Source organism: Arthrobacter sp. OAP107, from assembly GCF_040546765.1.
In the GTDB taxonomy this organism is placed as follows: domain Bacteria; phylum Actinomycetota; class Actinomycetes; order Actinomycetales; family Micrococcaceae; genus Arthrobacter.
The window spans coordinates 834,100-859,111 of record NZ_JBEPOK010000001.1 but is presented as its reverse complement, the minus strand read 5'-3'; the positions used below and the strand labels follow the sequence as shown (position 1 = coordinate 859,111).

At 66.8% G+C, this 25,012-nt stretch carries 29 protein-coding genes and 1 pseudogene; 12 read left to right on the top strand and 18 right to left on the bottom strand.

The features are described 5' to 3' along the window. Positions 1 to 64 precede the first annotated feature (64 nt). Together ABIE00_RS04035 and ABIE00_RS04030 are read left to right on the top strand one after the other, a co-directional pair. On the top strand, positions 65 to 352 hold the full coding sequence (locus tag ABIE00_RS04035) for an ArsR/SmtB family transcription factor (protein ID WP_354257042.1): 288 nt from the start codon (positions 65 to 67) through the stop codon (positions 350 to 352). Next, positions 349 to 741, top strand: coding sequence for a VOC family protein (locus ABIE00_RS04030; RefSeq protein ID WP_354257039.1), 393 nt, complete (start codon positions 349 to 351; stop codon positions 739 to 741). The genes ABIE00_RS04035 and ABIE00_RS04030 overlap by 4 nt, the downstream gene beginning before the upstream one ends. A 673-nt stretch (positions 742 to 1,414) precedes the next feature. Here ABIE00_RS04030 and ABIE00_RS04025 read toward each other — a convergent pair. The 3 genes from ABIE00_RS04025 to ABIE00_RS04015 form a co-directional block, all read right to left on the bottom strand. Next, positions 1,415 to 1,951, bottom strand: a complete 537-nt coding sequence (locus tag ABIE00_RS04025) for a hypothetical protein (RefSeq protein WP_354257036.1) — start codon at positions 1,949 to 1,951, stop codon at positions 1,415 to 1,417. Positions 1,952 to 2,071: 120 nt separating this feature from the next. Further along, positions 2,072 to 2,242: a hypothetical protein gene (locus ABIE00_RS04020; protein ID WP_354257033.1), complete on the bottom strand. Its 171-nt coding sequence runs from the start codon at positions 2,240 to 2,242 to the stop codon at positions 2,072 to 2,074. 13 nt (positions 2,243 to 2,255) lie between these two features. Beyond that, positions 2,256 to 2,516 (bottom strand): SNARE-associated domain-containing protein, encoded by a 261-nt coding sequence (locus tag ABIE00_RS04015; RefSeq protein ID WP_354257030.1) that lies wholly within the window; start codon positions 2,514 to 2,516, stop codon positions 2,256 to 2,258. A 21-nt stretch (positions 2,517 to 2,537) separates the two neighbouring features. On the opposite strand from ABIE00_RS04015, the gene ABIE00_RS04010 reads away from it, so the two are divergent. Then, positions 2,538 to 3,101, top strand: a complete 564-nt coding sequence (locus ABIE00_RS04010; protein WP_354257027.1) for an alkaline phosphatase family protein — start codon at positions 2,538 to 2,540, stop codon at positions 3,099 to 3,101. A 275-nt stretch (positions 3,102 to 3,376) separates the two neighbouring features. After that, the gene (locus ABIE00_RS04005; RefSeq protein ID WP_354257024.1) at positions 3,377 to 4,852 is read left to right on the top strand and encodes a sensor histidine kinase; all 1,476 of its coding nucleotides are present in this window, start codon (positions 3,377 to 3,379) and stop codon (positions 4,850 to 4,852) included. Here ABIE00_RS04005 and ABIE00_RS04000 read toward each other — a convergent pair. From ABIE00_RS04000 to ABIE00_RS03970, 7 genes are all read right to left on the bottom strand, one after another. After that, positions 4,849 to 5,520: a response regulator transcription factor gene (locus ABIE00_RS04000; protein ID WP_354263264.1), complete on the bottom strand. Its 672-nt coding sequence runs from the start codon at positions 5,518 to 5,520 to the stop codon at positions 4,849 to 4,851. The genes ABIE00_RS04005 and ABIE00_RS04000 overlap by 4 nt on opposite strands. A 24-nt stretch (positions 5,521 to 5,544) precedes the next feature. Further along, complete coding sequence (locus tag ABIE00_RS03995; protein WP_354257021.1) at positions 5,545 to 6,165, bottom strand: DedA family protein; 621 nt, start codon at positions 6,163 to 6,165, stop codon at positions 5,545 to 5,547. Between the two features lie 28 nt (positions 6,166 to 6,193). Continuing rightward, on the bottom strand, positions 6,194 to 7,177 hold the full coding sequence (locus ABIE00_RS03990; protein ID WP_354257018.1) for a sensor histidine kinase: 984 nt from the start codon (positions 7,175 to 7,177) through the stop codon (positions 6,194 to 6,196). Continuing rightward, entirely contained in the window at positions 7,174 to 7,845 is a 672-nt protein-coding gene (locus ABIE00_RS03985) for a response regulator transcription factor (protein WP_354257015.1), read from the bottom strand. Before ABIE00_RS03985 ends, ABIE00_RS03990 begins: the two co-directional genes overlap by 4 nt. A 52-nt stretch (positions 7,846 to 7,897) precedes the next feature. Continuing rightward, on the bottom strand, positions 7,898 to 8,614 hold the full coding sequence (locus ABIE00_RS03980; protein WP_354257011.1) for a phosphatase PAP2 family protein: 717 nt from the start codon (positions 8,612 to 8,614) through the stop codon (positions 7,898 to 7,900). Positions 8,615 to 8,823: 209 nt separating this feature from the next. Further along, positions 8,824 to 9,114, bottom strand: coding sequence for an antibiotic biosynthesis monooxygenase family protein (locus tag ABIE00_RS03975; protein WP_354257008.1), 291 nt, complete (start codon positions 9,112 to 9,114; stop codon positions 8,824 to 8,826). Between the two features lie 192 nt (positions 9,115 to 9,306). After that, positions 9,307 to 10,554, bottom strand: coding sequence for an MFS transporter (locus tag ABIE00_RS03970; protein ID WP_354257005.1), 1,248 nt, complete (start codon positions 10,552 to 10,554; stop codon positions 9,307 to 9,309). 73 nt (positions 10,555 to 10,627) lie between these two features. Between ABIE00_RS03970 and ABIE00_RS03965 the strand changes: the two genes are divergently transcribed. Further along, on the top strand, positions 10,628 to 11,545 hold the full coding sequence (locus tag ABIE00_RS03965; RefSeq protein WP_354257002.1) for a LysR family transcriptional regulator: 918 nt from the start codon (positions 10,628 to 10,630) through the stop codon (positions 11,543 to 11,545). Here the strand turns inward: ABIE00_RS03965 and ABIE00_RS03960 are convergent. The 3 genes from ABIE00_RS03960 to ABIE00_RS03950 all read right to left on the bottom strand — a co-directional run bounded on the left by ABIE00_RS03960 (position 11,542) and on the right by ABIE00_RS03950 (position 13,935). Further along, entirely contained in the window at positions 11,542 to 12,519 is a 978-nt protein-coding gene (locus ABIE00_RS03960; protein ID WP_354256999.1) for an IS481 family transposase, read from the bottom strand. The two genes, ABIE00_RS03965 and ABIE00_RS03960, sit on opposite strands and share 4 nt — an antisense overlap. A gap of 125 nt (positions 12,520 to 12,644) precedes the next feature. After that, positions 12,645 to 13,127 (bottom strand): DUF3592 domain-containing protein, encoded by a 483-nt coding sequence (locus ABIE00_RS03955; RefSeq protein ID WP_354256996.1) that lies wholly within the window; start codon positions 13,125 to 13,127, stop codon positions 12,645 to 12,647. Between the two features lie 10 nt (positions 13,128 to 13,137). Beyond that, positions 13,138 to 13,935 carry a helix-turn-helix domain-containing protein gene (locus tag ABIE00_RS03950; RefSeq protein ID WP_354256993.1) on the bottom strand — a complete coding sequence of 266 codons (798 nt, stop codon included), beginning with the start codon at positions 13,933 to 13,935 and terminating at the stop codon, positions 13,138 to 13,140. 65 nt (positions 13,936 to 14,000) lie between these two features. Between ABIE00_RS03950 and ABIE00_RS03945 the strand changes: the two genes are divergently transcribed. Beyond that, positions 14,001 to 14,513 (top strand): VOC family protein, encoded by a 513-nt coding sequence (locus ABIE00_RS03945; RefSeq protein WP_354256990.1) that lies wholly within the window; start codon positions 14,001 to 14,003, stop codon positions 14,511 to 14,513. 7 nt (positions 14,514 to 14,520) lie between these two features. On the opposite strand, the gene ABIE00_RS03940 is transcribed toward ABIE00_RS03945, so the two are convergent. Continuing rightward, complete coding sequence (locus ABIE00_RS03940) at positions 14,521 to 16,869, bottom strand: multicopper oxidase domain-containing protein (RefSeq protein ID WP_354256987.1); 2,349 nt, start codon at positions 16,867 to 16,869, stop codon at positions 14,521 to 14,523. A 204-nt stretch (positions 16,870 to 17,073) separates the two neighbouring features. Continuing rightward, the gene (locus tag ABIE00_RS03935; RefSeq protein WP_354256984.1) at positions 17,074 to 18,186 is read right to left on the bottom strand and encodes an EAL domain-containing protein; all 1,113 of its coding nucleotides are present in this window, start codon (positions 18,184 to 18,186) and stop codon (positions 17,074 to 17,076) included. Between the two features lie 145 nt (positions 18,187 to 18,331). On the opposite strand from ABIE00_RS03935, the gene ABIE00_RS03930 reads away from it, so the two are divergent. The 3 genes and pseudogenes from ABIE00_RS03930 to ABIE00_RS03920 form a co-directional block, all read left to right on the top strand. Beyond that, entirely contained in the window at positions 18,332 to 18,733 is a 402-nt protein-coding gene (locus ABIE00_RS03930) for a YidH family protein (protein ID WP_354256982.1), read from the top strand. Positions 18,734 to 18,736: 3 nt separating this feature from the next. Further along, positions 18,737 to 19,108: a DUF202 domain-containing protein gene (locus ABIE00_RS03925; protein ID WP_354256980.1), complete on the top strand. Its 372-nt coding sequence runs from the start codon at positions 18,737 to 18,739 to the stop codon at positions 19,106 to 19,108. Positions 19,109 to 19,248: 140 nt separating this feature from the next. Beyond that, positions 19,249 to 19,605, top strand: a pseudogene (locus tag ABIE00_RS03920) (response regulator transcription factor); the annotation flags it as partial. On the opposite strand, the gene ABIE00_RS03915 reads toward ABIE00_RS03920, so the two are convergent. Beyond that, a complete protein-coding gene (locus ABIE00_RS03915; protein WP_502914269.1) occupies positions 19,553 to 19,984 on the bottom strand; it encodes an Hpt domain-containing protein in 432 nt (143 codons plus the stop codon). The pseudogene ABIE00_RS03920 and the gene ABIE00_RS03915 sit on opposite strands and share 53 nt — an antisense overlap. Positions 19,985 to 20,780: 796 nt before the next feature. After that, a complete protein-coding gene (locus ABIE00_RS03910; RefSeq protein WP_354256974.1) occupies positions 20,781 to 22,232 on the bottom strand; it encodes an MFS transporter in 1,452 nt (483 codons plus the stop codon). Positions 22,233 to 22,329: 97 nt separating this feature from the next. On the opposite strand from ABIE00_RS03910, the gene ABIE00_RS03905 reads away from it, so the two are divergent. Then, positions 22,330 to 22,707 (top strand): MarR family winged helix-turn-helix transcriptional regulator, encoded by a 378-nt coding sequence (locus ABIE00_RS03905; protein WP_331574605.1) that lies wholly within the window; start codon positions 22,330 to 22,332, stop codon positions 22,705 to 22,707. 32 nt (positions 22,708 to 22,739) lie between these two features. Here the strand turns inward: ABIE00_RS03905 and ABIE00_RS03900 are convergent, their stop codons facing one another. After that, complete coding sequence (locus tag ABIE00_RS03900) at positions 22,740 to 23,405, bottom strand: class I SAM-dependent methyltransferase (protein ID WP_354256971.1); 666 nt, start codon at positions 23,403 to 23,405, stop codon at positions 22,740 to 22,742. A gap of 267 nt (positions 23,406 to 23,672) precedes the next feature. Between ABIE00_RS03900 and ABIE00_RS03895 the strand changes: the two genes are divergently transcribed. Both ABIE00_RS03895 and ABIE00_RS03890 read left to right on the top strand, forming a co-directional pair. Beyond that, the gene (locus ABIE00_RS03895; RefSeq protein ID WP_354256969.1) at positions 23,673 to 24,278 is read left to right on the top strand and encodes a helix-turn-helix domain-containing protein; all 606 of its coding nucleotides are present in this window, start codon (positions 23,673 to 23,675) and stop codon (positions 24,276 to 24,278) included. Beyond that, positions 24,271 to 25,011, top strand: coding sequence for a B3/B4 domain-containing protein (locus ABIE00_RS03890; protein WP_354256966.1), 741 nt, complete (start codon positions 24,271 to 24,273; stop codon positions 25,009 to 25,011). Before ABIE00_RS03895 ends, ABIE00_RS03890 begins: the two co-directional genes overlap by 8 nt. The last annotated feature ends 1 nt before the right edge of the window (position 25,012 follow it).

The following is a 25,012-nucleotide window of genomic DNA, read 5'->3' as shown; positions in this document are numbered from 1 at the left end:
GCCGCTGCCGCGGATTTCCAGCAGCCTCTTGAAAGGCAAGTGAACACTTGCCTAAAATGCCGGCATGAGCGACGAGGTGTTCCGTGCGATCGGAGACCCCACGCGCCGCACGATCCTCGATGAGCTCGCACGCCGGGACGGCATGACACTGTTCGAGCTGTGCACGCGGCTGCTCACCGAGCATGGCTCAACGCTTACGCGGCAGGCCGTATCGCAGCATCTGGCAGTGCTTGAGGCCGCCGGACTGGTGAGAACGGAACGGGCCGGCCGCACAAAGCTGCACCATCTCGACACCTCACCGCTGCGGTCACTGCTGGATCGCTGGCTAGTTCCGGAACAGGAGACACTATGAAGCCCCGCATTCACGTCATGAGCGTATTCGTCGACGACCAGGCGAAAGCGCTCGATTTTTACACTCAGCGCCTCGGATTCACCCTGAAGCACGATGTGCCGCTGGGCGAGTACCGCTGGCTGACCGTCGTCGGACCCGACGACACGGACGGCATCGAACTGCTGCTGGAACCGAACGCCCACCCGGCGGCGAAGGAGTACCAGCGCGCCCTTGCCGAGGACGGCATCCCAGTAGCGTCCTTCCGGGTCGACGACGTCGCGGACGCACACCGTGAACTGTCCGAGCACGGCGTCCTGTTCGTCCAGCAACCCGGCGTGCAGGGCGACCTGAAGATTGCGGTCCTCGATGACACCTGCGGCAACCTCATCCAGCTGATCGGCCCCGCCTAAGCCAGAGCTGACGGGCAGCCAGGCTGCGGCCATGGGGACGACGCCTGGGCGTGGCATGATCGTCTCCGTGCCAAGCGTTGAGGCGTGGGCGGCACTTCCGCACCGCGTCGGCGTCCGTCGGCAAGGGATCGCCGCGTGGCTGATCGGCGCGCTGACGACTGCCGGTGCCTTCATCGCTGACCGCGGGTGGGAATCTCTTGATGATCCCTCCTGGACGGGCGCCTACCGCGTAATCGACATGTTCGGGCTTGCGAGCATTTTCCTCGCAGTGAGTTTTGCCGTCTTCGGATTCCTCCTCCGAAGCCCGTGGTTGGAAACCCACTACGTCCGGAGGCCGGCGTGCAGGACATCATCGACCCCCAAACGGCCGGCTATACCGGATCCGCCTTCCGATACCGGCACGGCAGAGCATGGTTCGAAGCCATGCCGCCTTTCGCTCCTGAGCGTGAACCAGAGTCCTGACAAAGTCGGGCAAGGACGCCGGACGGGCTGCTACACCGGTGGCCCCGCGAATGCATCCGCAGGGCCGCCAGGCGGCGTTCGAGGCCTCCCCCAATTGGGCTGCCCCATGGAGCCCAAAGGCTCCACAACGCACGTTAATCCTAAGGCTGCTTATTGTTGCCGTCCAGAATTCGGCAAGGTGCCCTGGCATTATGGAGGCGGCATGCCCGGCTCACGTGGCGGCCCGCTGCTGGCGGCGGAGAAACTCGCTCGCTCCGTAGCCGGCCGCAATGACCAAAACGCTGACCAGCCAGCCGAGGGCCAGAATGACCAGGGTCCTGCGATCTCGGTCCTCGTAGGGACCCAGTGACTGCCCTGCCACGACGACCTTCGCGGCCGAGGGGCGTGCCACAATTGCCATCCGCAGTTCTGGTTCCGGCTGCCAGGTCACCGCATCAAAGCCAGATGTCCTGGCGGTGTTCAGCACCCCGCCCGGTACAGCGGGAAGCCAGCCGTCGAGTGTAACGGTGCCCGACTCCGGCCTGTTGTCGGCGCCATAGACGATGACGAACACGCCACTCTCAGACGTCAGTTCGGACCTCGGACCGGGCGCAGGCGTCGGCTTCGCCAGCTGTACCTGGGCGGCGAGAGCGGCCGCTGGAGCCTCATTGGCAGAGCTTCGTCCAAGCTGCTGAAGCGCAACATAGACGCTTCCAAACACCAGCGACACCACAAGAACAGCAGTCAGCCAGCCAACGGTTCTTCTCATGACTCAATCATCGGACACCGCCGCTGCCGGCGCGCTTGTTTCGCGCACGAACTGTTCCAGCCCGCGTTCGGGCAGGTTTGCCAGCCGAACCCACCGTGGGTGCGGCGGGTACTCCAAGGGCTAGGCGGGGCAGTCGATTTTACCGTTCGACCCGAATTTGAGGGTCAGCTGTGCTGAGGCGTCCGTCTGGTCGGTGTAAGTTGCAGTGACCTGCAGGGTCACGGTACCGGGGAGGTTGTCCGCGTAGATCTGGGAATTCTCTGTCAGGTCCAGCGCCCGGTGCACAGTCACCGACCGGCCGTTTCTAGGAATCGGTGTCGGCGGCCTTCTTGCGTCTGTTTTTGAATACTTCAAGGCCAATCGGGACGATGGACGCCAGCACAATCAGGATGAAGATCAGGTCGATGTTGGCGCCGATCCATTCATACCTGCCGAGCCAGAATTCGAGCAGGGGCACGCCAACGCCCCACAGCAGCGCGCCGATCGCGTTGAAGGCGATGAACGTCCGGTACCCCATCCGGCCCACCCCGGCGGTGACGGGAAGGAACGTCTGCACAATCGGCACGAACCGCCCTCGGCTCAGAGGATGACCACCAGCACGCCAGGCCCCACCGACCAGTACGCTACCCGGCACAACCCCTTCGTCTATTTCGAATCGATCACCCGTTCTCCGGACTGCGCCGCGAACGTCGTGAACTTCGACCGGCTCGCGGGCGACCTGGAATCCGTTGCCACCACACCGAACTTGGCCTACATCACACCAAACCTATGCAACGACGGCCACGACAGCCCCTGCGCGGACGGCCAGCCAGGCGGCCTCGAAACCTCCGACGGCTGGCTGCGCCGAAACGTCCCGGCCGTTCTGGACTCATCCGCTTTCAAACAGGACGGCATGCTCGTGATCACCTTCGATGAGTCCGAAGCAAAGACCACCGGCCCGTCCGGTGTGGCTGGCGGAACCGGCGGCGGAAGGATCGGCGCCCTGGTGCTCTCCCCGTTCACCAGGGCCGGGACAGCATCGGCCGTTGCGGACAACCACTTCAGCCTGCTGGCCAGCATCGAGGACATGTCCTCCCTGCCCCGCCTCGGCTATGCCGGTGCGCCGGGCGTGCACGCCTTCGGATCCGACGTATTCAATCTGCGGCGCTGACCCTGGTCTGCATGATCGCCTGCGGTGCCCTGTCCGGCCGGGTCCGGATACTTTTAGGGGGAGTATGCACCGGACCCGGCTGCTCTGAAGCACCGGCGTCCTGCCTTCACATTGGGTCTGGCCAGTTGCCGATGTCGCTCATGGTCCGAAGCTTTCGTTTCATCGTGGAACCCCATACCCAGCTGCTTTCAAGCATGCCGCAAAGCTCCTGAGAGGAATCTGAGACCGGCACGCTTCCCATTGCGCCGGGCAGGTTCAGCCTCAATCCTTTAAGCATGGACCACCCGGATCCCTCCACTGCCGGGCTCCCGGTTCAGGCACCGAAGCAAACACTGCCGGCACGGTGGGTGCCTCTGCCCCGCGGCCTGCGCTGGCAGTCCACCCTGGCTGCGGTCGCCGTCGTCGCCGGCGCCCTGCTGGCCGGCGGGCTGCTGCTGCTCGTGACGCTGGAATCTGACCTCGTTGCCGGAACAGACAGCTTCCTGCGGACCAAGGTTCAGGATGTCGCAGCATTGATCCAGAGCCAGGACGCAGAGGAAGCCAGCATCGCGGTGGCAGCGACCGCCAAAAAAGACCCGTTGGTTCAGATCGTCGACGGCACCGGCAACGTGATCGGGGCCTCGGAACCCAGACTCATGACGACTCCGCTCAGTCCGCTGCGGCCCGCTGCCGGCCAGAGCGCCACAGACAAGGCAACCGCGCCCGCCCTCCTGGGGGACGGCGACGAACGCTATCTGGTGGTGCTCGGCGTCAACGATGAGGGCAGCAAGTATTGGGTGCTGGCCGGACGCACCATTCAGCCCCAGGCAGACACCGTCCGGATCGTCACCTGGTTCCTGCTGGTTGCCGTGCCGGTGCTGCTGGGCGTGGTGGCGTGGTCTGTGCATTTCCTCGTTGGCCGCTCACTGCGGCGGGTGGAAAGGATCCGGACCCAGGTCAGCCGCATCGGCGCTGGAAGGCTGAGTCAACGCGTGGACGTCCCGGCCACGGGTGACGAGCTGCAAGCCCTGGCCGCCACCATGAATTCGATGCTTGGCCGGATTGACGAGGCCGACCAGCGGCAGCGGCAGTTCGTCTCCGACGCGAGCCACGAACTGCGGGGCCCCATCACCACCCTCCGCACCGGCCTGGAGATCGCCGGCTCCGACCCCGGCGGCGGGACGTGGCGGGACATGAGCCCGGTCCTTGCCGAACAGACGCGCCGGCTGCAGGGCCTCGTGGAGGACCTCCTGACACTGTCCAAAGCGGACGATCAGGGACTGTCCGTCCGGCGGGAGGAAGTCGACGTCGATGATGTCCTGGCTGCTGAATTGCGGAGGCTCAAAGCGACCAGCCGGCACCGCCTCGCCGCGGACCTCGTTCCGGCCAAGGTTCTGGGGGACGCAGTCCGGCTTGGACAGGCCTTCCGGAACGTGCTCGACAACGCCGACCGCCACGCGGCAAGGACCGTTTCCGTTAATCTGTGGGCGTCGGTTCAGGCAGTGGTGGTGACCATCGACGACGACGGCCCTCCTGTCCCAGTGGCCGACAGGGAACGGATCTTCGGGCGCTTCGTCCGCCTGGATGAGAGCCGGTCACGCCAGCAGGGCGGCAGCGGCCTGGGACTGGCGATCACCCTCGGCATTGTGGAGGCCCACGGCGGCCGCGTCACCGCAACCGAGTCACCACAGGGCTGGTGCCGCTTTGAAATCAGCTTACCGCCACTGGTGACCGTCCACTCCCCTGCCGACGTGCGTCGTCGGAAACCCTAATCCGGGCTGAGCCTGTACCCCATGCCCCGCACCGTCCCGAGCGTGTTGAGGCCGAACGGCTCATCGATTTTCCTGCGCAGGTACCCGACATACACCTCAACCACGTTGTCGCCGCCGCGGAAATCGGGGTCCCAGACGTTGTCCAGGATCTGGGCCTTCGACACGACCTGGTCCGGCCGGCGCATGAGGTAGTCCAGCAGACCGAACTCCCGGGCCGTCAGGATGATGGCCTGCCCGTCCCGGGTGACCTGCCGGTTTGCCGGGTCCAGGCTTAGTGAACCGACGGTCAGAACCACCGGCCGCTCCGGAGCTCCACGCCGGATCAGTGCCCGCAGCCTCGCGATCAGCACCGGGAAGCTGAACGGTTTGGTCAGGTAGTCGTCCGCCCCCAGGTCGAAGGCGTCGGTCTGGTCAAATTCGCCGTCCTTGGCCGTCAGCATGATCACCGGCACCCAGTTCCGCCGCTCGCGCAGCTGTTGCAGCACCGCGTAGCCGTGCATGCCCGGCAGCATCACGTCCAGCACGACGACGTCATACAGGTTCTCGGTGGCGGCCCAGAGCCCATCAACACCGTCATGGGCAACGTCCACCACGAAACCCGCGGCTTTCAGCCCCTGCCGGATTGTTTCAGCCAGCAGGACCTCGTCTTCCACAAGCAGGACCCGCACAATTGACATCGTCTCATGGGGGAATCAATCTGCGGCCGCTCTCCGTTTTCTTCGTGCCGTGCGGACGTGCCACACCGCCGCAACGATGATCACGACGACGACAACGACGGCGGTGATGTCCCTGCCGGCGGTCCTGGCGACGGCCTCGTACGAATTGCCGGCCAGGTACCCGAGGAGCACAAAACCGGCACCCCAAGCCACCCCGCCGGCCGCGTTGAAGGCCAGGAACCGCGGATAGTGCATGCGGGACATGCCGGCCAGCGCTGGCATCACCGCGCGGAAGAAGGCGGTGAAGCGGCCCAGGAACACGGCCGACCCGCCGCGCCGGCGCAGGAAGTCCTGGGCCTTGTCCAGCTTCCCGCGGTGGCGCTTCAGGGCCCTGGTCTCCAGCAGCTTCTGCCCGGCATGTTTGCCTATTTGGTACCCGACAGTGTCGCCGATGATTGCGGCCAGGACCACCAGGCCCATCATGAGACCCAGCTGCACCTGGCCCCGGCTGGCCACCACACCGCCGAGAACCGCGGCTGTTTCACCGGGAATGACGAACCCGATGAACAGGGCGTCCTCGGCAAAGACCAGCAAGGTGACCAGGGCGTAGGCCAGTGCCGGGCTGACGCCCAGAATGCCATCAATGAGTGCGCTCATGTGCCTAGCTCCGTTCCGGCTGAGTCTTTCAGGCAGCCGGCAGTTCCAGGCTGAGCACTGTTCCTTCGGCCCCGGTTTCGGCCACTGTCACATCCCCGCCGTGGCGCAGGGCGGCATCCTTGACCAGGGCCAGGCCGATCCCGTAGCTGGTCCGTGCCGGGTTGTCCCCCGCCGGCATTCCGCGCGCAAACCGCTCGAAGACCCGGTGGGGTTCGATGCCAATGATCCCGGGGCCGGTGTCCCGGACCATGATCCGGACTTTCCGGCCGGCGGCCGAGACGGTGACGTCGATCCGGCCGGACTCGGGAGTGTGCGCGATGGCATTCTCCACGAGTGCCGTGACCATCCGCCGCAGCAGGTGAGCAGGAATGCGCACCCGCGGTGGTCCCGCGGCCCCGCCGGCAATGGAGCACTCCAGTGCGATGCGGGCTTCCCCTGCGAGGAGCCTAAGATCGTCCGTCACGTCCGGGACCAGCGCGGCAACATCCGCCGGGTCCGGCATTTCGTCAGATGCCGGCGCGGACATGAGCAGGAGATCGTCCACCAGTTCCGCGAGCGCGGCGCTGTCCTGGCGGAGCCGTGCCAGGGTCGGGGCGGCGGGGCTGTCGGGACCGGCTTTTCGCTGGGCGAGCTGCAGCCGGGCATCCAGTACTGCCAGCGGGGTCCGCAGCTCGTGGCTGGCATCCTGGACGAAACGCCGCTGCACGGCCAGTGCCTCGCCCAGCGGCTTCACGGCACTCCTGGCGCTGACCAGGCCGGCGGCTGCGGCCAGCACCACGGCAAGGGTCCCGCCAAGGATCAGGGCCAGCAGGCCATCGGCTTCGTCAATGTAGATCCGGCCGGCGCCGGCGGGGTGCTGCACGAGTTCGGCGGGCTGGGAACGGTAGAGCGCAAACAGCACCAGCGCCAGGATGACGACGGCGAGGCTTGCGGCGCAGACGAGCGCGATCTGGGTACTCACCTTACGGGCGGCGGTCCGAAGGATCAGCCGGTCGGCGTCCGACGCATTCATGATGGGTCTCCCACCTGGTAGCCGGCGCCGTGCACGGTGCGGATGATGTCGCGGCCCGCCTTCCGGCGAAGATAGTGGACATAGGTGTCGACGGCGCCCGGCTGGTCAGCAGCCGAGAACACCTTATCGAGGAGCTCGGCCCGGGAAAACACCCGCTCCGGCTCGGCGGCCAGGACCTCGAGCAGCGACCCCTCTCTGGGGGATAGTGATACGCGCTCACCGTAGGGCGAGAGCAGGAGCCGGGTGCCGGCGTCGTACGTCCAGGCCCCGAGCGGCAGGGTCCGCAGCGGCGAATGGAAGGTGCGTGTCAGGGCGCGGAGCCTGGCAGCGAGCTCGGCGGCGTCGAACGGTTTCACCAGGTAGTCATTGGCGCCTGCATCCAGTCCGTCCACCTTGTCCTGCACGGTGCCGAGCGCGGTGAGCATCAGCACCGGCGCGGCCACGCCCTTGTCCCGCAGCGCGGAGACCAGTGCCGCGCCGTCGAGGAGAGGGAGCCCGCGGTCCACCACCAGGGCATCCCACTCCCGCGTGAGCCCCAGGTGCAGCCCCTGCTGGCCGTCCCGGGCCAGGGTCACGTCGAAGTCGTCCCCGATGAGTTCGGCGATGAGGGGTCCGAGCTGCCGGTCGTCTTCCACCAGCAGCACGCGCTTCTTCAGGTTCGCCTCCATGACTGCCATTCTGTCCCACTCCGTCTAACGCGGCGCTGTTCCGAATGCGGTTTCAGGAGGCCGGGGCCGGAACCGGTCCCAGCCTGGCCAGGAACGGCAGGCGTGCCAGCACCGTGAGCCCGACTTTGTTCCACAGCCCCGTGATGAAGGAGGCCCCGGTCAGGGAGGTAAGGAACGACGCCGCGACGTCAGTCGGGTAGTGGACGCCAAGGTAGATGCGGGACAGGGCAACCGTCACGGTCACCGCCACCCCGATCACCAGGACCGGCCATTGCCAGCGGGTGCCCCGGGCCAGCAGGAACAGGGCGATGGCGAGCGCCACGGCCAGGGCGGTATGCCCGCTGGGGAAGCTGTCAGTGCCGGGCTCCGGGGTAATTGGATCGAAGAGCGCGGCGGCGTCGGGCCGGTGCCGCGCGACAATGAGCTTGAACAGTTCGCTGCTGACCCACGAGCCGGCTGCGACCAGCCCGGTGGCGACGGCGTTCACCGGGCTCCGGCGCACCAGCAGCAGGAACAGGCAGGTCCCGGCGATCATCCCGACCCCGCCCGCGGGACTGAACACGACATTGACGAAGAGCGCGATCGCTGTCCGCGGCGGCGTATGGTGGTGGCTCAGCACCGCATCGACGGAGAAATCGGCTGCCGTGAAGGCAGGGTCGGACCGCAGGGTCAGCCCCGCGGCCACGATCAGGACGGCGAACACCAGCGGCAGCGCGATCCAGTGCCGCAGCTGAGGCAGCCTCGCCAACCGCGTGCGTTCCGCCGTCATCTCACTTGTTTCCGCCCTGCTTGTTTCCGCCCTGCTTGTTTCCGCCCTGCTTGTTTCCGCCCTGCTTGTTTCCGCCCTGCTTGTTTCCGCCCTGCCCACTGGCCGCCCCTTCTGTCTGCTCTCACAGGCCTGATGCCTGCCATCCCAGTGTGGAAGGGGACCGCCAAGAAATCTCTAAGAACCCGCTCGGGAGCGATGCGGAGCGTGGGTCAGAGTTCGACAACCTCGAATTCGAGGAGGTCCGCACCGGTGGCCACCGGCTGGCGGTCGCCGCCGTGTGCTTCGCGGGCCTGGCCCGTCCGCCAGTTCTGGAAGTCCTCTTCGGTGGCCCAGGTGGTGACGACGAAGTAGCGGTCCTCGCCCCTGACCGGACGGAGCAGCTGGAAGCCCTCGAATCCGGGCTGTCCGTCGACGGCATGTGCCCGGGCGGCGAAGCGCTTCTCGAGCTCGGCGCCCTTGCCTTCGGGGACGTGGATGGCGTTGATCTTCACAACAGACATGGTGTTCCTTTCAGACGAGGGGCGGGCTGCTCCGCGGACTCAGCCGCCGGGTGTGATGGCGCGGACGCTGTGGTTGCGCTTGGGTTCAGAGTACCCATACCACTTCAACACCGCCCGCCACCTCGGCGATCCGCTGGGTACCGTGGCCCCACCACCGTCTAACTGGGGCGACGGTCGCGTCCCCATGGGTTTTCAGGCGATTGCGGCCCCGCCGGCACCACGCCCGCATTTTTCCGCGCGGCCCCGGGCATGAAGTCCGAGGCTGATTATTGCCGCGATGGTCGCCACTGCGACGGCGGCACCGAACCAGCTGATCCAGGAGAGCGCAGTGCCAAGCGGGATCCAGGCGGTGAGCAGTCCGACGGCGATCGGCGGCGCGCCGGTGGCCAGGTAGAAGAAGATGTAGAGCGCTGCGTTGACTGCGCCGCGGTTGCGGTTGGTGGTCACCATATCGATAGAGGCAGTGGCGCCGGCGTACGCAAGGCCGTTCCCGAGACCCGACAGAACAGCGCAAACCAGGGTGGGCACGATCGATCCGCCGCCGTCGAAAGCAAGGCCGATGAGGCCGACGGAGAGCGCACACAGTCCGGCCAGCTGCATCTTCACGGCGGACACACGCACGGCGAGCAGCTGCGTCAGCAACGAGCACATGAGCATCGCGGCCAGCACGCCTGCACTGACCACCGGACTGGTGATGCCGGCCGAACGCGCAAGGAGGGCTGGAATCACAGAGAGAAACAGAGTCATGGCGATCCAGGCGGCCGAGCCCGACGCCGCGGCCAGGACGAATCTGGTGCGGATCTCGCGCGGCACCTGCGGCCTCACGGGCCGCCAGGCACGAAGCGGCATGGTGGGGAACGACTCGATGCGCGAGGCCCTGACCCATCCGATGGCCAGCAACACGAGGAGCAGCACATACGGCGCGTACCGCGGGAACGGCGCATACTCTACGATGACGCCCGACGCCAAGGTACCTATCACGGAGCCGCCAACGAAGGCCACAGTGGCAATGACGGAGGCCCACGCCCGCCGCTCCGGCGCGGTCCGCTCGACAATGAGCGCCAAGCCGGCTGCGGTGGCCGCGGCGATGGACAGGCCCTGCGCCACGCGCGCGATGAGCAGCCAGGCCGGGCCGGTCGCGAAGAGAAAGCACAAAGCGCCGACCGCGGAGAAGGCAATGCACAGGAGGATGACGAAGCGCTTGCCCAGCGCGTCCGACGCCGGCCCGAACAACAGCAGCGCAGGAGCACTCACAGCGGCGAAGGTCGCGTAGATCAACGTCATGACCAGGTCGCTGAAGCCGAAGAGCTGCTGATAGACGGGATACATCGGAGTCGGGATATACGCCCCGGCAGTCACAACCACAAGCAGCCCGATCGCCGTAGCGATGTCCCTGTCCAGCGGTAGGGACTTGGCGCTGGCTGCGGGCTGAGGTGTCATTGCATCAGTCTTCAGCGCTGTCACCGTTGACCACAAGCGAAGATTTTCTCCCATTACTGTGTACGGTAATTTCATGATCGATTCGCGGCTAAGGGTGCTGCAGCTTGTGGCCCACCACGGCACCGTGACAGCCGCGGCAGAGGCGCTGAGCTACACACCCTCGGCGGTCTCGCACCAGCTGCGCCAGCTCGCCAACGACCTCGGAGTGCAGCTGCTCGTTGCCGAGGGACGGGGCATCCGGCTGACCGAGCAGGCGAAGGTTGTGCTGCGGCACGCCGAGATCCTCTTCGCCCAGGCTGAGCGGGCCTACGCCGACCTTGCGACCGACACTGCACGCGGCACGTTCACCCTCTGCGGGTTCTCGACCGCGGCGAACTACCTGCTGCCCCCGGCCGCTGCCGGGGTGCGCGACGCCTTTCCGGGGCTGGACGTCCGGGTGATCGAAGCCGAGCCGTCCCGCTGCACGAACCTGCTGCTGACGGGCGAAGCCGACCTCGCACTGCTCACGGCCACCACCGGCATCCCTGCCCTCACCGACCACCGGTTCGACCAGCGCCGCCTGCTCGATGACCCGCTCGATCTGGTCGTCCCCAAGGACCATCCCCTGGCGCACCGGGCCCGCGTCACGCTCGCCGACGCCGCCGAGGAATCGTGGATCGTCGGCCGGCCGGACGGCCCGTACCACCCGTTGCTGGTCTCCGCCTGCCTGGCAGCGGGATTCTCACCAAACATTGCCCACTACGCCGACGAATGGGACACCGGCCTGGCCCTGATCGCCTACGGATTTGGCGTGTGCCTGATACCCAGGATGGCGCGCATCCACGGCGACTGGGACGTGATCCGGCTGCCGTTGAGCGGCAAGACCCGGCCGTCCCGCCGCATCCTGAGCCTCACCAGGATGGGCGCCCGCGAACGGCCAACCATCAAGGCTGCGCTGGAGCTGATCGAAGCGAGGGTCGCATCGATGTTCGCACCGGAGTATGAGCCTTAGGTGTAATTCCCACTGAGGTTGTGAACGCGGCTGATGGGGGTCTTGCCGCCGATGCCGGTATGGGTTCTGTGGTGATTGTAGTGGTGGAGCCAGGCCTCGTAGGTGGCGGCGCGCTCGGTTTCTGAGGTGTAGGGCCTGGCGTAGGCCCATTCACTGGCGAGGGTCCGGTTGAAGCGTTCGACCTTGCCGTTAGTCTGCGGCCGGTAGGGGCGGGTCCGCCGGTGCTTGACGTGCGGGCCCAGGGCAGCTGCGAAGGCCCGGGAGCGGTAGCAGGATCCGTTATCGGTGAGCACGGCCTTGACGGTGATTCCGTGCGCGGCGAAGAACGCGACGGCCCGGATCCAGAAAGCGGCAGCGGTTTCCTTTTTCTCATCGCCGAGGATTTCTGAGTACGCCAGACGCGAATGGTCATCGACGGCGTGGTGCAGATACGCGTACCCGGTCCCGGCACGGCGGTTCCGCCGACCCCTGGCACGTCCCAAGGCGCGGTGTCCGCCGCCATCGGGGATTCGTCCGAGCTTCTTGATGTCCACGTGGACCAGATCCCCGGCGTTCTCGTGTTCATAGCGTTGCGGCGCCGGCTTTCGGACGGGCAGTCCGGTGCCCTGGTCCAGGCAGGCCAGCCTCGGCATCCGGTACCTGGCCAGAACCTTGCCCACGGTCGAGCGGGCCAGGTGAAGGTGGGCAGCGATCCGGTGCGGTCCCCAGCGGCGTGTGAAACGCAGCGCCACAATCCGTCGCTCAGTGCGCGCGGGCGTGCGGTTCGGGCTCCGTCGAGGCCGGGACGACGCATCAGCCATGCCATCCTCACCCAAGGCCCGGTAGCGGTCCACCCATTTCTTGGCCGTTGCCGGCGAGCACTGGAACCGCTCCGCGGCCCGGCGCAGCGTCCAGCCCTGCTCGATGACCAAACAAGCGAGTTTCCCCCTGGCCTTAGGTGTCAGGTCGGCATTGGCATGGGTAACGTAGGACACGAGGGCCTCCTGGCGTCGAGATGAGTGTGGTAACCCAAATCGATACCGGAGGCCCTCGCCCTTTACATCACGCCACGCTGTTCACAACGTCCCTGGGAATTACACTTAGGACCTTCCAACCGCGGCTAGCCAGCCTGGTTTCGGGGCCCCTTTCCTCGGTTCGAAAATACGAGGAGGAGAACGATGGGGATGAAAATCATCGTCAGGACAGTGCCAATTCCCCGGACGGTGACGCCGTCACTCTCATACCCCAGCACCATTGCATTGCCGGGGTCCTCCTCGCGGTACACCACCGTAACTTCAGCGCCGTCCGCAGGCTGCTGGCCATGGCCCACGGTGGCCGAGGTGACACGGTCCGTCCCGTCCGCGGACGTGTACCTGACCCTGATGTCCCGCTGCGAAGCCCTCCTGGCATCGTTGAAGTCAACAATCGTTCCGGTGGTGGGCACACCCGTCCGCGCGAGATCCTCATGGGCATCAGCCATCCGGGAACCGACACCAATCATCACCGGCCCCACCAAGACCAGGACAACGGCCAGCACCACCTGAACGGCGCGGCCCAGGAGTGTTTTGGGCTTGCGGTTTTCAGCCGGATCCGGGGAACTCATGGCGCCCATTCTAGGATCCGTCCCCGGCAACCGCCCGCCGGTATGTGCTTGGTGTGAAACCGAGATACTTCTGAAAGTCATTCGTCAGGTGCGCGTGGTCAGCGTAACCCAGCTCGGCAGCTATCGCTGCCAGATCCGCCGACGGATCCAGGCGGGCCCGCTCGGCAGCGTCCTGAAGCCTTCGACGGCGGATCAGCGCGGCCGGGCTGAGGCCTATGTACTTCTTTGCCACGCGCTGCAGGGTCCGCTGCGAAACCGCCAAGAGAGATGCCGCATCCTCCACCCGGACCACCGAGGCATCCGAACCGATGACATCCATCAGCCGGTTGGCCAGCAACGCTTCCCCGGACACTTCATGCCCTGCAAAACATGCCAGCCACCCCGCAAAGGCGTCCACTGCCCGCTCACGGCGGGTACCGCCGTCGTACGCGTTCATAACCTCCGCGACGGAACGGTGCAGCGCTTCCGCGGCCACAGCCGTTTCCGTGTCCTGCAGGCTGGCCGGACTGTCGGTGAACAGCGGCACGGCTGCCGGCCGCAGCAGCGCACCGACCGCCCAGCCCCGTCCGGCCAGGTCCCGGTGGGCGGCGCGGGTTGTGGGGCCGGAGAAGACCACGCCACCCGGCTCCACCACAAGGTTGGAGCCCGGGTACGCGATCAGGTGCTGGCGGGAGGTGCGGCCGGGCTCGATGTCCCACTCGGGAATCCAGAACCACTGGACCAGCTCCGCCACGGAGGCCGGCGCCGGAAGGCGGTGGAAAGTGGGAAGCCTGGCTGGGTACAGGATCCCCTTGAACGAACTCTCCATCGGTCCCCTCAGACTGTCGCGAATCTCCAAGCGCCGCCTCGGGCGGGGCACGTAGCGTCATAGACATGACAGATACTACAAGCACCCACTCCACCACCGCCGCCCACGGAGAGCACACCACCCACGGGATTCCGAACGGCTTGACGAGCCTGACACCGTTCCTTGCCGTGACCAGCGCCCGGGAAGCGATCGCCTTCTACAAGGACGTGTTCGGCGCCCGTGTGGTCGGCGCCACGGAGATGCGCGGAGTGGTGGTCCACGCCGAACTCGACTTCGGCAACGGCCACCTCCAGCTCGGCGAACCCAACCCCGAGTACCACCTGGTTCCGGCGCCGGAGGGTGAAAACGACTGCTACTCCCTGGGCCTCTACTGCGCCGACGCCGACGCCCTGGTGCACCGCGCCGAACAGGCCGGAGCCACCATCCGCGAGCCGCTCACCACGTTCGTCTCCGGCGACCGGTACGCCAGCATCCGGGATCCCTTCGGCGTCCGCTGGTCCATCATGACCCGGGTGGAAGACCTCTCCGAGGAGGAAAGCAACCGCCGGGTCGAGGAGTGGGCGGCGCAGCAGGGCTAATCCCCGGTCAGGCGGCGGTTACCGTAACGGTGCGGGTGGCGAGCACCTCCGACGTGACCCAATGCAGGAAGCTTATGCTGATGGTGTACTTCCCCGGCGTCGGCGGATGGAGCAGGAAGTCGAACTTCTCCGCCGCGCCGGACTTGATGATGTTGGTCAGGAGCGGCTGGCCGGCAATGGACGGCTGTACCGCCGGGCCTGCCGGGTTCGAGGTGATCCAGAACGGCCGGCCGTCATGGGCGATCAGTTCTGCGATCCGGGCCGGTTTGCCTGCCGCGTCCGTGATCGTTGTCAGCGTGGGAAAGTAATCCACGTTCAGCAAGCGCACCAGCGTGGGGTACCTGCCGTTCCCGGCAACGTTGGCCCGCATCTGGGAGATAGCCCAGACCACGTCGTCGCCCCTCGGACGGTTAGGGATGTTGCCGCCGATGAGGAAGAAGTGCTTGGGCTCAAAGCGGTTCAGCCCCACATCCTCACCATTGAGCCCCGCCGCATGGTTCAGTTCGTGCCACCGCGGATCAAGGGAGTACGGCGCGATCAGGGTCTCGGTGGCGGCGTCATACAGCGGACCTTCGAACGAGTGGCGCCGGGTCCCGGCGGGCGCCGGCATGGCCGGGTTGGGCCGGGGATCGACGACGATGGGACCGAACATGCCCATCTGCACATGCAGCGGGGTATTGACATGGCAGTGGTAGAAGTACGTGCCCGCCGCACCGCGGTTAGGGTTGCCCCGTTCGCCGACGTCGGGCCTCCACTGGTACGTGTAATGCCCCGACACCTCGAAGGAGGTGTGGCCCACCCCGTCGTTGCGCGGGTCCGGTTCGATGCCGTGCCAGTGGATGGTGTGGACCCTCTTGCTGGGCTTCAGGGTGGCCTGGAACAGCTGCCCCTCCTGCATCCGCACCGTGGTCCCCGGAATCTGGCGGCCAAACTTGTTGCCCTCGAAGCTCCACATCTCATGCTCGGAGCCGTCCGGGAACACGAACTTCCTGTTGAAGAAGTCCATCTCAAGGAACACGTCCGGCTTGAGCGGGAACTCGGTCTTGGGACTGCCCTCGTGCGGCTGGTCGGATGAGAAGGCGACCTGGCTCGGGAACGTGTGGTGCGGATCCGCAGCGGTAGGTGGCGCCCCTTGCGCGGGGGCGGCTTGGGCGGCCAGCACCCAGTCCGCCACAAGCCCGCCCGGGTACATCCCGCCGCGCGCTGTCTGGGACGGCTCCGCGTGGCAGTGCATGGGATAAGTCCAGTCCTCGTTCCTGGCGTTCCACACCTGATCGACCGTGTCCGGCGGCCGCCGGACCGGGAGGACCGACTCCTTCCGTTCCAGGGGTTGCAGCTGGATGGTGTCCTCCCACTGCTGGAGCTGCACGTCGCCCTGCGGCGAGACCCGGCCGTTGGACCGGGGAAAGTCGATGCCGTTGGCGCGCACGGTCCAGACGTGGTTGCCGTGGTAGTGGAGCTGGTGGTCCACTACGCCTGCGTTGAGCATCCGCATGAGATGCCCGGTACGGACGGCCCCGGCGGAAGGGCTGGCGCTGAAGTTGCGCACGTCCGTCTCCCGCGGATGTCCCGAGGGCAGCGTGTCCTCGTGCCGGCGGTCGTTGAACGCCAGGTCAGTGGTGACGGCCAGGGACTGGAAACCGGAGAATCCGTTGATGGTGAAGTAGTTCGGCACGGCCGGAGTGGCGAGCGGGTCCACGGTCTGCCCCCTCGACGCGATCCGGGCCCAGTTGGAGTCGACGTCGTGGCACAGCCACAGCCACTGGCGCTCGAACTCAGCCTTACCCGGGGCCAGCCGCCACGCGTTGCGCGGATCGATCACCACCAGGCCGCCGTACAGGCCCAGAACCCGTTCCACGGGTTGGTTGCCCGGATCGGTATACACGTAGGTCCCGGGCAGCGGCGCCGGAAAGCGCAGCAGTTTCGTTTTTCCCGGCGCCACCGGACCGGATCCGATGTCCGCACCGCCCGGCCCGGCACGGTGGAACCGGATCTCGTGCGGCTGCGCCAGGTTGTTGTGCACCATGATCTCGATGGTGCTGCCGGTCTCCGCAATCAGGGTCCGGGGCGGAAAGAAGCTGGCCCAGTAGCCCCGCCGGGCAAGGAACTGCCGGGTGAAAGCAGGGTCCGGCCGCAGCGGTTGCGGCCTGCCGTGCGGCGGCACAGGTGCGCCCAGCGGATAGGTCCGGCTGGCCACCACCCGGCCGTTGGCGGTGATGACCCGCGGGCTCAGTGCCAGCGCCGGGTTCGGATCATTGACCGCAGTACGGCGGTCCCCGAATCCCCGGTGGTACACCAGTGAACCGTCCACCATGGGAACGAAACCGTCGTTGATGTGCACGTCTAGTACTGCCATGGCCGGCCTCCTGGGAATTGGAGACCGCGGTTAGATGAGAAACACAGGTCCATGTCGCCCCCAATTGCGATTTTCAGACAGGACTTGATGTTGCCGGGGGCAGCCTAGGGAAATCTTGGGGTTCTTTCGATAAAAGGGCATGTCTTGACATACGGCGCCGGCGGGCCGGCAGTACGTGCCGGTCCTTGGGCCTATCCGGAGCCGTTAATGTCCGTTCAGCTGTTCCGGCCCGGCGGCAGTGTGGCGTCCGTGTCCGCTTTGGCCGTTCGCCGAGGCGGGACCGGCCCAAGTGGCCCATTCCTTCACATGGACCGTGGGCTGCCCCAGGAAATGGCCCTGGCCGGCGGCCACTGCCAGCCGGGTGAGGACCGTAAGTTCGTCGGCGGTTTCGATGCCGACGGCGGCCAGCGCGGCTCCGGTCTGGCGTCCGAATTCAACCAGGTCTGCGACCAGGTACTGGCGGCCGGGATCGGCCTCGATCCCTCTGACCAGGGCGCGTCCGATCTTGATGACGTCAGGCCGGAGGGCCCGGATGTGCCGCATCGAGGCAGCATCCGTTCCCGCCTCGTCGACTGCCAGCCCCATGCCGGAACCGCGCAGTGGCGTCAGGACGTCCAGCAGGGGGCCCAGTTGCTCGGGCTGGAGCGGTTCGGTGAGTTCCAGCATGATCCGGGCGGGTTCCAGGGGCGCGTGTTCCAGGAACCCCGGCAGCCGGGGATCCAGGCAGACGGCCGGGGAGAGGTTTAACGCCACGACCAGCCCGGGCGGCAGGTTCTGCGCCGCGGCCACAGCCGCCTGCAGCGCTGAGAACTCCAGGTCCGCGCCCAAGCCGACGGCGGCGGCATTCTTGAACCAGGAGCCCGCACCGTCCCCGTCCGGCTCCCATAGGAAACGCGTCAGGGCTTCAGCGCCGATAACGCCGCCGCGGCGCAGGTCGTGGATCGGCTGGAACGCGGTGACCAGCATGCCGCCGTGCAGGACAGCCTCGATGGCCGCCTGGCCGTGGCCGGGGACACTGATCTGACTTTGGGCCGGGTGCCGGTGCACATCCTGATTGCCGGGGTTGGGCCTGTCACCGGCTTCCCGGGCGAGCGAGCGGGTGAAGACCAGGTGCTCATGGAGCGCTGCCTCCGGATTGCCGGGATGCGCTGCCACGTGCTCCCGCAGCCGGTCCCGGACCTTTGCCCCTTCCGGATCCGTTCCGGAGAGGACCGCGTCGATGATCTCGTAGGCCTGCTCGCGCACCAGCGGGGTCTCGGAAGCGGGCCCGTCGTCCTCCGGCCAGCTGTCGTCATCAGGGAACCGGGTGTTGTCCAATGGGCACTCCTCTGGTTCCGGGCAGCTGGCCGCTGGCTGGACTTTCTGCCTCCGCATGCATCATAAGCGCAGGTGAGCCGTCTTGACCCGTGTGTGACAAGAATTTCACAAAGCTGTTAACAACGGCACTGGCTAGACTGTGACGGTGCCGTCCACCCCCGCTCCCCCGCCCGGCCCCGACTCCCGCAGAAGCCGGTTCGCCGAGAAGCTCCTGCCCGGCGGCACCGAGCCTGATCCGCGCTTTACCCTGGCCAATGAGAGGACCTTCCTGGCCTGGATCCGTACGTCCCTGGCGCTCCTGGCCGGGGGCATCGCGGTGGAGGCCTTCACCACCGACGTCTTCCCCGAACCCATCCGCCGCGCGCTGTCAGTCCTGCTCCTTTTGTTAGGGATGCTGCTGAGCGCGGGCTCCGCCATCCGCTGGCTGCGGGTTGAATCCAGTCTGCGGTCGAACCGGCCGCTGCCCCTGCCGCTGATCGGTCCGTTGCTCGCCGCCGGCTGCGCCGTCGCGGCGGCGGTGGTGATCGCCGTCGTCGTCCTGTCCTGAACCATGGACGAAAACCCGGCCACCGCCCCCCTGCCCGGCGACGGTCCACACCGAATTGACGGACCGCTCGACGGCGACCCCGGGCTGCAGCCCGAACGCACCGCTTTGGCGTGGGGCCGGACGGTCCTGACCCTGATCGCCGCGAGCGCGGTGTGCCTGCGCTGGCTGCCGGACCAGGGACCGTTCGTGCTGGCGATGTTCGGCCTCACTGTCGCCGCCGGAACCGGCATCTACGCCACCCAGCGGCGGCGCTACCGGCGCAGCGTCGAAGGGGTCAGGGCAGGGCATCTGTCACCGGACATCGCAGCCGTTTTCTGGACCGCCGGCGCCTGCGTTGCGCTCGGAGCACTGGGCGTGTGGCTGGTGCTGTCCTAACCCGTCATGTGGCCGCTTTTTCCAACCCAGCAAATTTTATGCTGAAAAACGGCTCCAAGACTTGTAGCGTGTGGTGTGGGCGGTGAACTTGGAGTTGGTGCTGGGCCGGCTCAAGCACCCGCCAGACGTGGAGTTTGACCATGACCGGATTGGGAGTGGCAGTCGTCATTGAGGACGACGCCGATATGCGCAATCTTCTGCGCGCAGTCCTGGAACAGACGGGATTTGCCGTCTACACCGCGGCTAGCGGACTCGAGGGGGTGGACCTGGTGCGGTGCCGGCTTCCCCGTGTTGTGACTGTCGACGTCGGACTTCCGGACATTGACGGTTTCGAAGTCCTGCGGCGCATCCGGCCCTTCAGCGCCGCCCGGGCCGTGATGCTCACGGGCCGCGCCGACGAAGCCGATATCGAGGAAGCGCTCCACTGCGGGGCCGACGAGTACATCACGAAGCCGTTCCGTCCCCGTGAGCTGCGAACCCGGATAGAGGCGATGCTTGCCGCGGGAACCGCGGGCCCGGTTCACCATGCGGTGTAGCTGACCGGATCGCTCCCTGCTTCGTGTGGCCGGCAACGAGTTCGTTGACTGTCGCGCGCCCGCAGACACCGACGGCGGACAGCAGTTCCTCGCCCGCCGGAAAGTTTCCTGCCTGGATGGTTTCCTGCAGCTTCTGCGCGAGGCGTGCCAAGGAAGTGGCGCCCACCATGGACGAGGAAACTTTCAGGCTGATGGCGGCATCCAGCGCGGCCTCCGTATCCTGCCGTTCGATGGCGTCCGCCAGGGTCTCATGGCGCCGCTGCCACAGCGAGACGTAGTCATGAATGAACCGCTGGACAATCCAGGGTCCGGCGAACTGCTCCTCGAGGTCCCGCAGCACCTCGGCGTCGACCCACGCCACGGGGCCGGGCACATGGCTGCCGCCGGCCACGTTGGCCAGGCATCCGGGCAGCCGGGCAGTGAGTGGCTTCTCAGGCTCCTTGGAGGCCTGTTGGTCAGCGGTGGCGGTGGCAGGTGTTCTGGGCACATTCCAAGGCTAGGGTCCAAAACCCCGCAACGGTGGTTCCTCCGGGTGATCCTGTGCAAACCCTGCGTGTTCCCTACCAGGATCTGCTCCCACCCTGCGGAGAACGGGCTGAGACGGAGTCAGCGGCTGCAGCCTGCACGAGCCGTAGGGCCATGGGGTAGCCACCTTGGGCTCGTCGCAGGACTGCGGCGGCTTCCTGGTAGCCGGACCCGCCACGATTTGGAGTGCTGATGGTCCGGCCGTCCCGGGGTTCGGTTGGTGCGGGACCTCCCCGCCGGGACATGCCAATACTGATAGCCAGCCCTTGGAAAAACCTCGGGCTTCCCTATATAAGTTGCCCTAGGCCACCAGTTTGGGGGGTGCCCGGGCTCCTGCTCCCCTGCCCGGCGGCATCCCACACATGACACCATTTGTCTGCGCAGGCAGGTGGCTCCGGCCGCCAAAAGACAGGTAGCGGGCACTCGTTTTATATTGACGCACAGGGTGTTGACTGTTACATGGGCGGAATAATGTTGAAGCCCATGCTCAGGCCGCCGGCGTTACTGCGGGTTCCGGACGTGGTCATGCGAACCGGACGCAGCCGGCGGCGTGAGCGTCCTCGGCTGGCGCGGCCGGACCGGGTTCGCACGGCCCGGCACGCGCTTCAGACCTAGGCAGCCAGAGCGACCGCCTGCCGCCGGGCCGGCAGGGCCGCAACCAGCAGGGCGGCGATGGCGACGGCGGCACTCAGCACCAGCCCCGGGCGGTACTGCTCAAGCATGGCCGCAGCGCTTGGGACGGGGCCGCCGTCGGAATGCCCGCCGCTGACCATGGCCGTGGTGACGGCCAGGACCAGGGCGGCCCCCACCTGGGTGCTGGTCTGGATGAGCCCGGCCGCCAGGCCCTGCTCCGAGTCCCTGATGCCGGCGGTCGCCTGGACGTTGATGGACGGGAAAGCCAGGGCGAAGCCGATGCCCAGCAGGATGATCGAGGGCAGGATATCCAGGGCGTAGTTGGGCGTGGTACCCACCCGGAGGAACAGGACGTAACCAAGGCCCATCGAGACCAGACCCGCCAGGATCAGCCGGGTGGCGCCGAACACGTTGATCAGGCGGTCGGCGAACGGCGCGCTGGTGGCCACGATCAGTCCGGTGGGCAGCAGGGCCAGGGCCATCGCCAGCGGGCTCCAGCCCAGGGCGGACTGCAGGAACAGCGTGACGATGAACTGGAAGCTGAGGTAGGAGCCGAACAGCCCCACCGCGCTGAGATTGGCCCGCGCCACCCAGCCCTCGCGCAGGATGCCGAAGCGGATCAGCGGGTGCCTGACCTTGTTCTCGATGACGGCGAAGGCTGCCAGCACCGCGGCGGAGATGATGAATCCGGCGATTGTTGTCACAGATCCCCAGCCCCGTTCCGGTGCGGACACCAGCGTGTACACGAGACCCAGCATGCCCAGCGCGAGGGTGACGGCACCCCAGATGTCATGGCCGCTGTCCGTGGCGTCTGGCGTGTCCCGCGGGATGAAGCGGGCGCCCAGGATGACCACCAGGACGGCGATCGGCACGGAGACCAGGAAGGTCCAGCGCCAGCTCAGGCTGGTCATCAGGCCGCCGACGACGAGTCCCAGGGAGAAGCCGCTGGCACCGAACGTGGTGAAGATGGAGAGGGCCTTGTTGCGGTGGCGGCCCTCGGCGAAGTTGGTGGTGATGATGGAGAAGCCCGTGGGCGCGGTGAAGGCGGCGGCGAGGCCCTTCACGAACCGGGTGGCGATGAGGATTGCGGGGTCATCCACGAGTCCGCCCAGCAGGGACGCGGCCGCGAATACCGACAGGGCGATGAGGAAGATCCGGCGGCGGCCCAGGAGGTCGGCGAGCCGGCCGCCCAGCAGCAGCAGGCTGCCGTAGCCGAGGACGTAGGCGGAGACAATCCACTGCAGGGAGTCCGTGCCGAGGTTCAGTTCGTGCCCGATGGACGGCAGGGCCACGCCCACCATGGACACATCCAGGCCGTCCAGGGCCAGCACGGTGCAGACAACCATGAGCAGGAGCCACTGGGCGCGGGTCCAGCGTACGGCCGTGGCGAGAGGGCCGGCAGATCGTTCGAGGGTGGTGGGTGATGTCATGGTTGAAAATCTATATGACACGTCATTCAATGACAAGGAATATGACGCGGAATATTATGACGTGGACTTGAGTTCGTCTCTCGGGTAAAATCGGGGCATGGCTTCGACGACGGACCGCCTGCTGGTTGAGCAATGGCGCAGCATCCAGGACGCATACTTCCGCACTTCGTGCGCCCTCGACCGGGCGCTTGACGCCAAGTTCGACATCGGCCTGAACGAGTTCGAGATCCTGGACCTGGTGGCGGAGAACAGCAAGTCGTCGTGCCGGATGAAGGAACTCGGCGAGCGGACCCCCATGAGCCAGAGCGCGGTCTCCAAGGTGGTGGACCGGCTGGAGAAGGCCGGGCTGCTGACCCGCGAGTCCTGCGCCGACGACCGCCGCTCCCTCTACCTCAAGCTCACGGCGGCTGGCCGCAAGCTCCACCAGGCCGCCGCCGTCGAACACCGCGCGCTGCTGAAGGAAAACCTGGCGTAGCCGCTGGTTGAGCTTGCCGAAACCCCGCAGGCTCAGTCCCTGGTGGCGTGGCCCAGGATGTGAGCCACGGACGGCGTCATCGACTGGACCGCAAAGCCGAACCGCTGGTTGTCCTGGATGGTGAACCCCGCCTTCGTGATGGCTCCGAGGGTATCCCGGTTGGGGTGGCATCCGCCGGCCAGTCGCTGCCACACCGGCGTCAGCAGGTCTTCGGCCGCGGCCAGGACCGGTCTCTCAGAGCGGACGTGCTCGTAGTACGCAAGGGTCCCGCCCGGGCGGAGGACGCGCCGGATTTCCGCGAGCGCGGCAGCCTGGTCCGCGACGCTGCACAGCACGAGGCTGGCGGCGACGGCATCCGCACTGCCGTCGCCGGCCGGGATGCGCTCGGCTGCGGCAGCCCTCACCGTCACCGGGACGGCGGACGTGGCGGCGCGTTTCAGGGCGAGGCCTCTGAGGTAGTCATCGGGCTCCAGGGCCAGGACGTGGGTGACCGCCGGCGGGTAGAGCGCAAAGGCCGACCCGTCCCCCGCGCCGATCTCCACGACCGTCCCGCGCAGTCCGGCCAGCATGCGGCGCCGGTGTTCGGTGGCGCCGCGGCGGTTCATTTCCCCGACTGCACGCGCGTAGGCGCGGGCGAACCGTGGATGCTGGAGGTGCTTCAGCGCCTGGCTGCCGCTCTGGTCCGCATCGCTGTCCATGCCGTTCACTCCTTAGGGTGCCGCCCGAGCACGGCTGCGACTAATCCAAACATGCTTCCCCTGTGCATTTGGTGCTTGGCACAGCTTCTCATGGGAATGAGTGCGGGAGCATTCCAGGAATTCGGCGCCTGTCGCCCTCACAGTCGGCGCCCGTTGGGGAACCGCACCCGATGACCGCGGTCAGTCAGGTGGCGAATTGCAGGAAGCCGCGGAAATCCGAGGCCTGGAAAGGGGCACAGTGCACTCAGAGTGCACTATGATGCACTCATGGATAAGAGTACATCTGCCCTCGCGGTAGCGATTGGCGGCCGGGTTAAGCAGGAGCGGCAGTCGCGGGGGTGGACGCTTGATCAGCTGGCGGAGGCCGCGGGTGTTAGCCGCCGCATGGTGGTCAACGTCGAGCAGGGCGCAACGAATCCCAGTGTGGGGACGCTCCTGAGAATCAGTGACGCTCTGGGTATTGGACTGCCCGCGTTGGTTGAACTCCCGCGCCGCAGGCCAGTGACGGTCACCCGCCGCGGTGAGGGTGCTGCATTGTGGAGTTCGGACGCCGGTGGCCGCGGCGTGCTGGTGGCCGGGACAGAGACGCCCGATGTGGTTGAACTTTGGGACTGGACGATGGTTCCTGGGGATACGCACGGGAGCGAAGCGCATTCACCGGGGACCAAGGAGCTGCTGCAGGTCCAGGAGGGATCCATCTCCGTTGTGGTTGCCGGTGAGGTGTTCGTCCTCGAGGCCGGAGACGCTGTGTCCTTTCCCGGCGACGTGGTGCATTCGTATGGTGCAGTGGGCAAGGAACCGGCCCGTTTCTCCCTGGCGGTCTTTGAACCGGGCGTGGGATCCGGACACCGGCCGGAGGCGACCGATGCGTGACCTGGAAACGCTTCAGGAGTTTCTGAACGGCGCCGGGGTCGATGATGCAGTGTTCTCGCTGCGGCCGGACTACCGCGCTGTCCTGCTGGCCGTCGACGGGATTGTCCCGGGGCCAAGCGATCCGGTAAGTGACACGCTGCTCCAAGCAGCGGAGGCATCGGCCCGCGAAGCACTGGGCGCCCAGCCTGTGGAGGATCTGCCGCACGTGGCTGCGTGGCGCGAGGCTTACAGATCGTTCGGCGCCAAGCCGCAGCGCACCCGCAACAGCCTGGAGGCCCTGCTGCGCCGCGCGGCGTCCGGTCTGCCCCGGGTGAACCGGCTGACCGACCTCTACAACGCCGTCTCGGTGCTGCATCAGGTGCCGCTGGGTGGAGAGGACCTGGCGGGCTATGCCGGTGCGGCCCGGCTTCTCCGGGCCGCCGGCACGGAGGCGTTTGACACCGCCGCCGGGGGCGCTGAGGTGATCGAGCACCCGGATCCGGGCGAGGTGGTGTGGTGCGATGACGCCGGAGTGACCTGCCGGCGCTGGAACTGGCGCCAGGGCCGGAGAACCCAACTCCGCGAAGACACCACAACGGCTCTGTTCATCCTCGACGCCCTGCAGCCCATGACCGATGAGGCACTGGACGGCGCCGCCGACGACCTGGCGGCACGGCTGGCGGGGCTTGGTCCGGACGTCAGGACAGCCCGCCGTCGGATAGCACCGGCCCCTTCATTCCATGAAGGGAACTGAC

What these genes read in the sequence shown, in the direction of transcription:
- ABIE00_RS03970 (WP_354257005.1), bottom strand. Translation starts at nt 10,554, where the DNA reads ATGACACCTCAGCCCGCAGCCAGCGCCAAGTCCCTACCGCTGGACAGG.
- ABIE00_RS03995 (WP_354257021.1), bottom strand. Translation starts at nt 6,165, where the DNA reads ATGAGCGCACTCATTGATGGCATTCTGGGCGTCAGCCCGGCACTGGCC.
- ABIE00_RS03965 (WP_354257002.1), top strand. Translation starts at nt 10,628, where the DNA reads ATGATCGATTCGCGGCTAAGGGTGCTGCAGCTTGTGGCCCACCACGGC.
- ABIE00_RS03940 (WP_354256987.1), bottom strand. Translation starts at nt 16,869, where the DNA reads ATGGCAGTACTAGACGTGCACATCAACGACGGTTTCGTTCCCATGGTG.
- ABIE00_RS03990 (WP_354257018.1), bottom strand. Translation starts at nt 7,177, where the DNA reads ATGAATGCGTCGGACGCCGACCGGCTGATCCTTCGGACCGCCGCCCGT.
- ABIE00_RS04025 (WP_354257036.1), bottom strand. Translation starts at nt 1,951, where the DNA reads ATGAGAAGAACCGTTGGCTGGCTGACTGCTGTTCTTGTGGTGTCGCTG.
- ABIE00_RS04010 (WP_354257027.1), top strand. Translation starts at nt 2,538, where the DNA reads ATGACCACCAGCACGCCAGGCCCCACCGACCAGTACGCTACCCGGCAC.
- ABIE00_RS03945 (WP_354256990.1), top strand. Translation starts at nt 14,001, where the DNA reads ATGACAGATACTACAAGCACCCACTCCACCACCGCCGCCCACGGAGAG.
- ABIE00_RS04005 (WP_354257024.1), top strand. Translation starts at nt 3,377, where the DNA reads ATGGACCACCCGGATCCCTCCACTGCCGGGCTCCCGGTTCAGGCACCG.
- ABIE00_RS03985 (WP_354257015.1), bottom strand. Translation starts at nt 7,845, where the DNA reads ATGGAGGCGAACCTGAAGAAGCGCGTGCTGCTGGTGGAAGACGACCGG.
- ABIE00_RS03975 (WP_354257008.1), bottom strand. Translation starts at nt 9,114, where the DNA reads ATGTCTGTTGTGAAGATCAACGCCATCCACGTCCCCGAAGGCAAGGGC.
- ABIE00_RS03905 (WP_331574605.1), top strand. Translation starts at nt 22,330, where the DNA reads ATGGCTTCGACGACGGACCGCCTGCTGGTTGAGCAATGGCGCAGCATC.
- ABIE00_RS03980 (WP_354257011.1), bottom strand. Translation starts at nt 8,614, where the DNA reads ATGACGGCGGAACGCACGCGGTTGGCGAGGCTGCCTCAGCTGCGGCAC.
- ABIE00_RS03900 (WP_354256971.1), bottom strand. Translation starts at nt 23,405, where the DNA reads ATGGACAGCGATGCGGACCAGAGCGGCAGCCAGGCGCTGAAGCACCTC.
- ABIE00_RS04035 (WP_354257042.1), top strand. Translation starts at nt 65, where the DNA reads ATGAGCGACGAGGTGTTCCGTGCGATCGGAGACCCCACGCGCCGCACG.
- ABIE00_RS03890 (WP_354256966.1), top strand. Translation starts at nt 24,271, where the DNA reads ATGCGTGACCTGGAAACGCTTCAGGAGTTTCTGAACGGCGCCGGGGTC.
- ABIE00_RS03950 (WP_354256993.1), bottom strand. Translation starts at nt 13,935, where the DNA reads ATGGAGAGTTCGTTCAAGGGGATCCTGTACCCAGCCAGGCTTCCCACT.
- ABIE00_RS03955 (WP_354256996.1), bottom strand. Translation starts at nt 13,127, where the DNA reads ATGAGTTCCCCGGATCCGGCTGAAAACCGCAAGCCCAAAACACTCCTG.
- ABIE00_RS03925 (WP_354256980.1), top strand. Translation starts at nt 18,737, where the DNA reads ATGGACGAAAACCCGGCCACCGCCCCCCTGCCCGGCGACGGTCCACAC.
- ABIE00_RS04030 (WP_354257039.1), top strand. Translation starts at nt 349, where the DNA reads ATGAAGCCCCGCATTCACGTCATGAGCGTATTCGTCGACGACCAGGCG.
- ABIE00_RS03895 (WP_354256969.1), top strand. Translation starts at nt 23,673, where the DNA reads ATGGATAAGAGTACATCTGCCCTCGCGGTAGCGATTGGCGGCCGGGTT.
- ABIE00_RS03910 (WP_354256974.1), bottom strand. Translation starts at nt 22,232, where the DNA reads ATGACATCACCCACCACCCTCGAACGATCTGCCGGCCCTCTCGCCACG.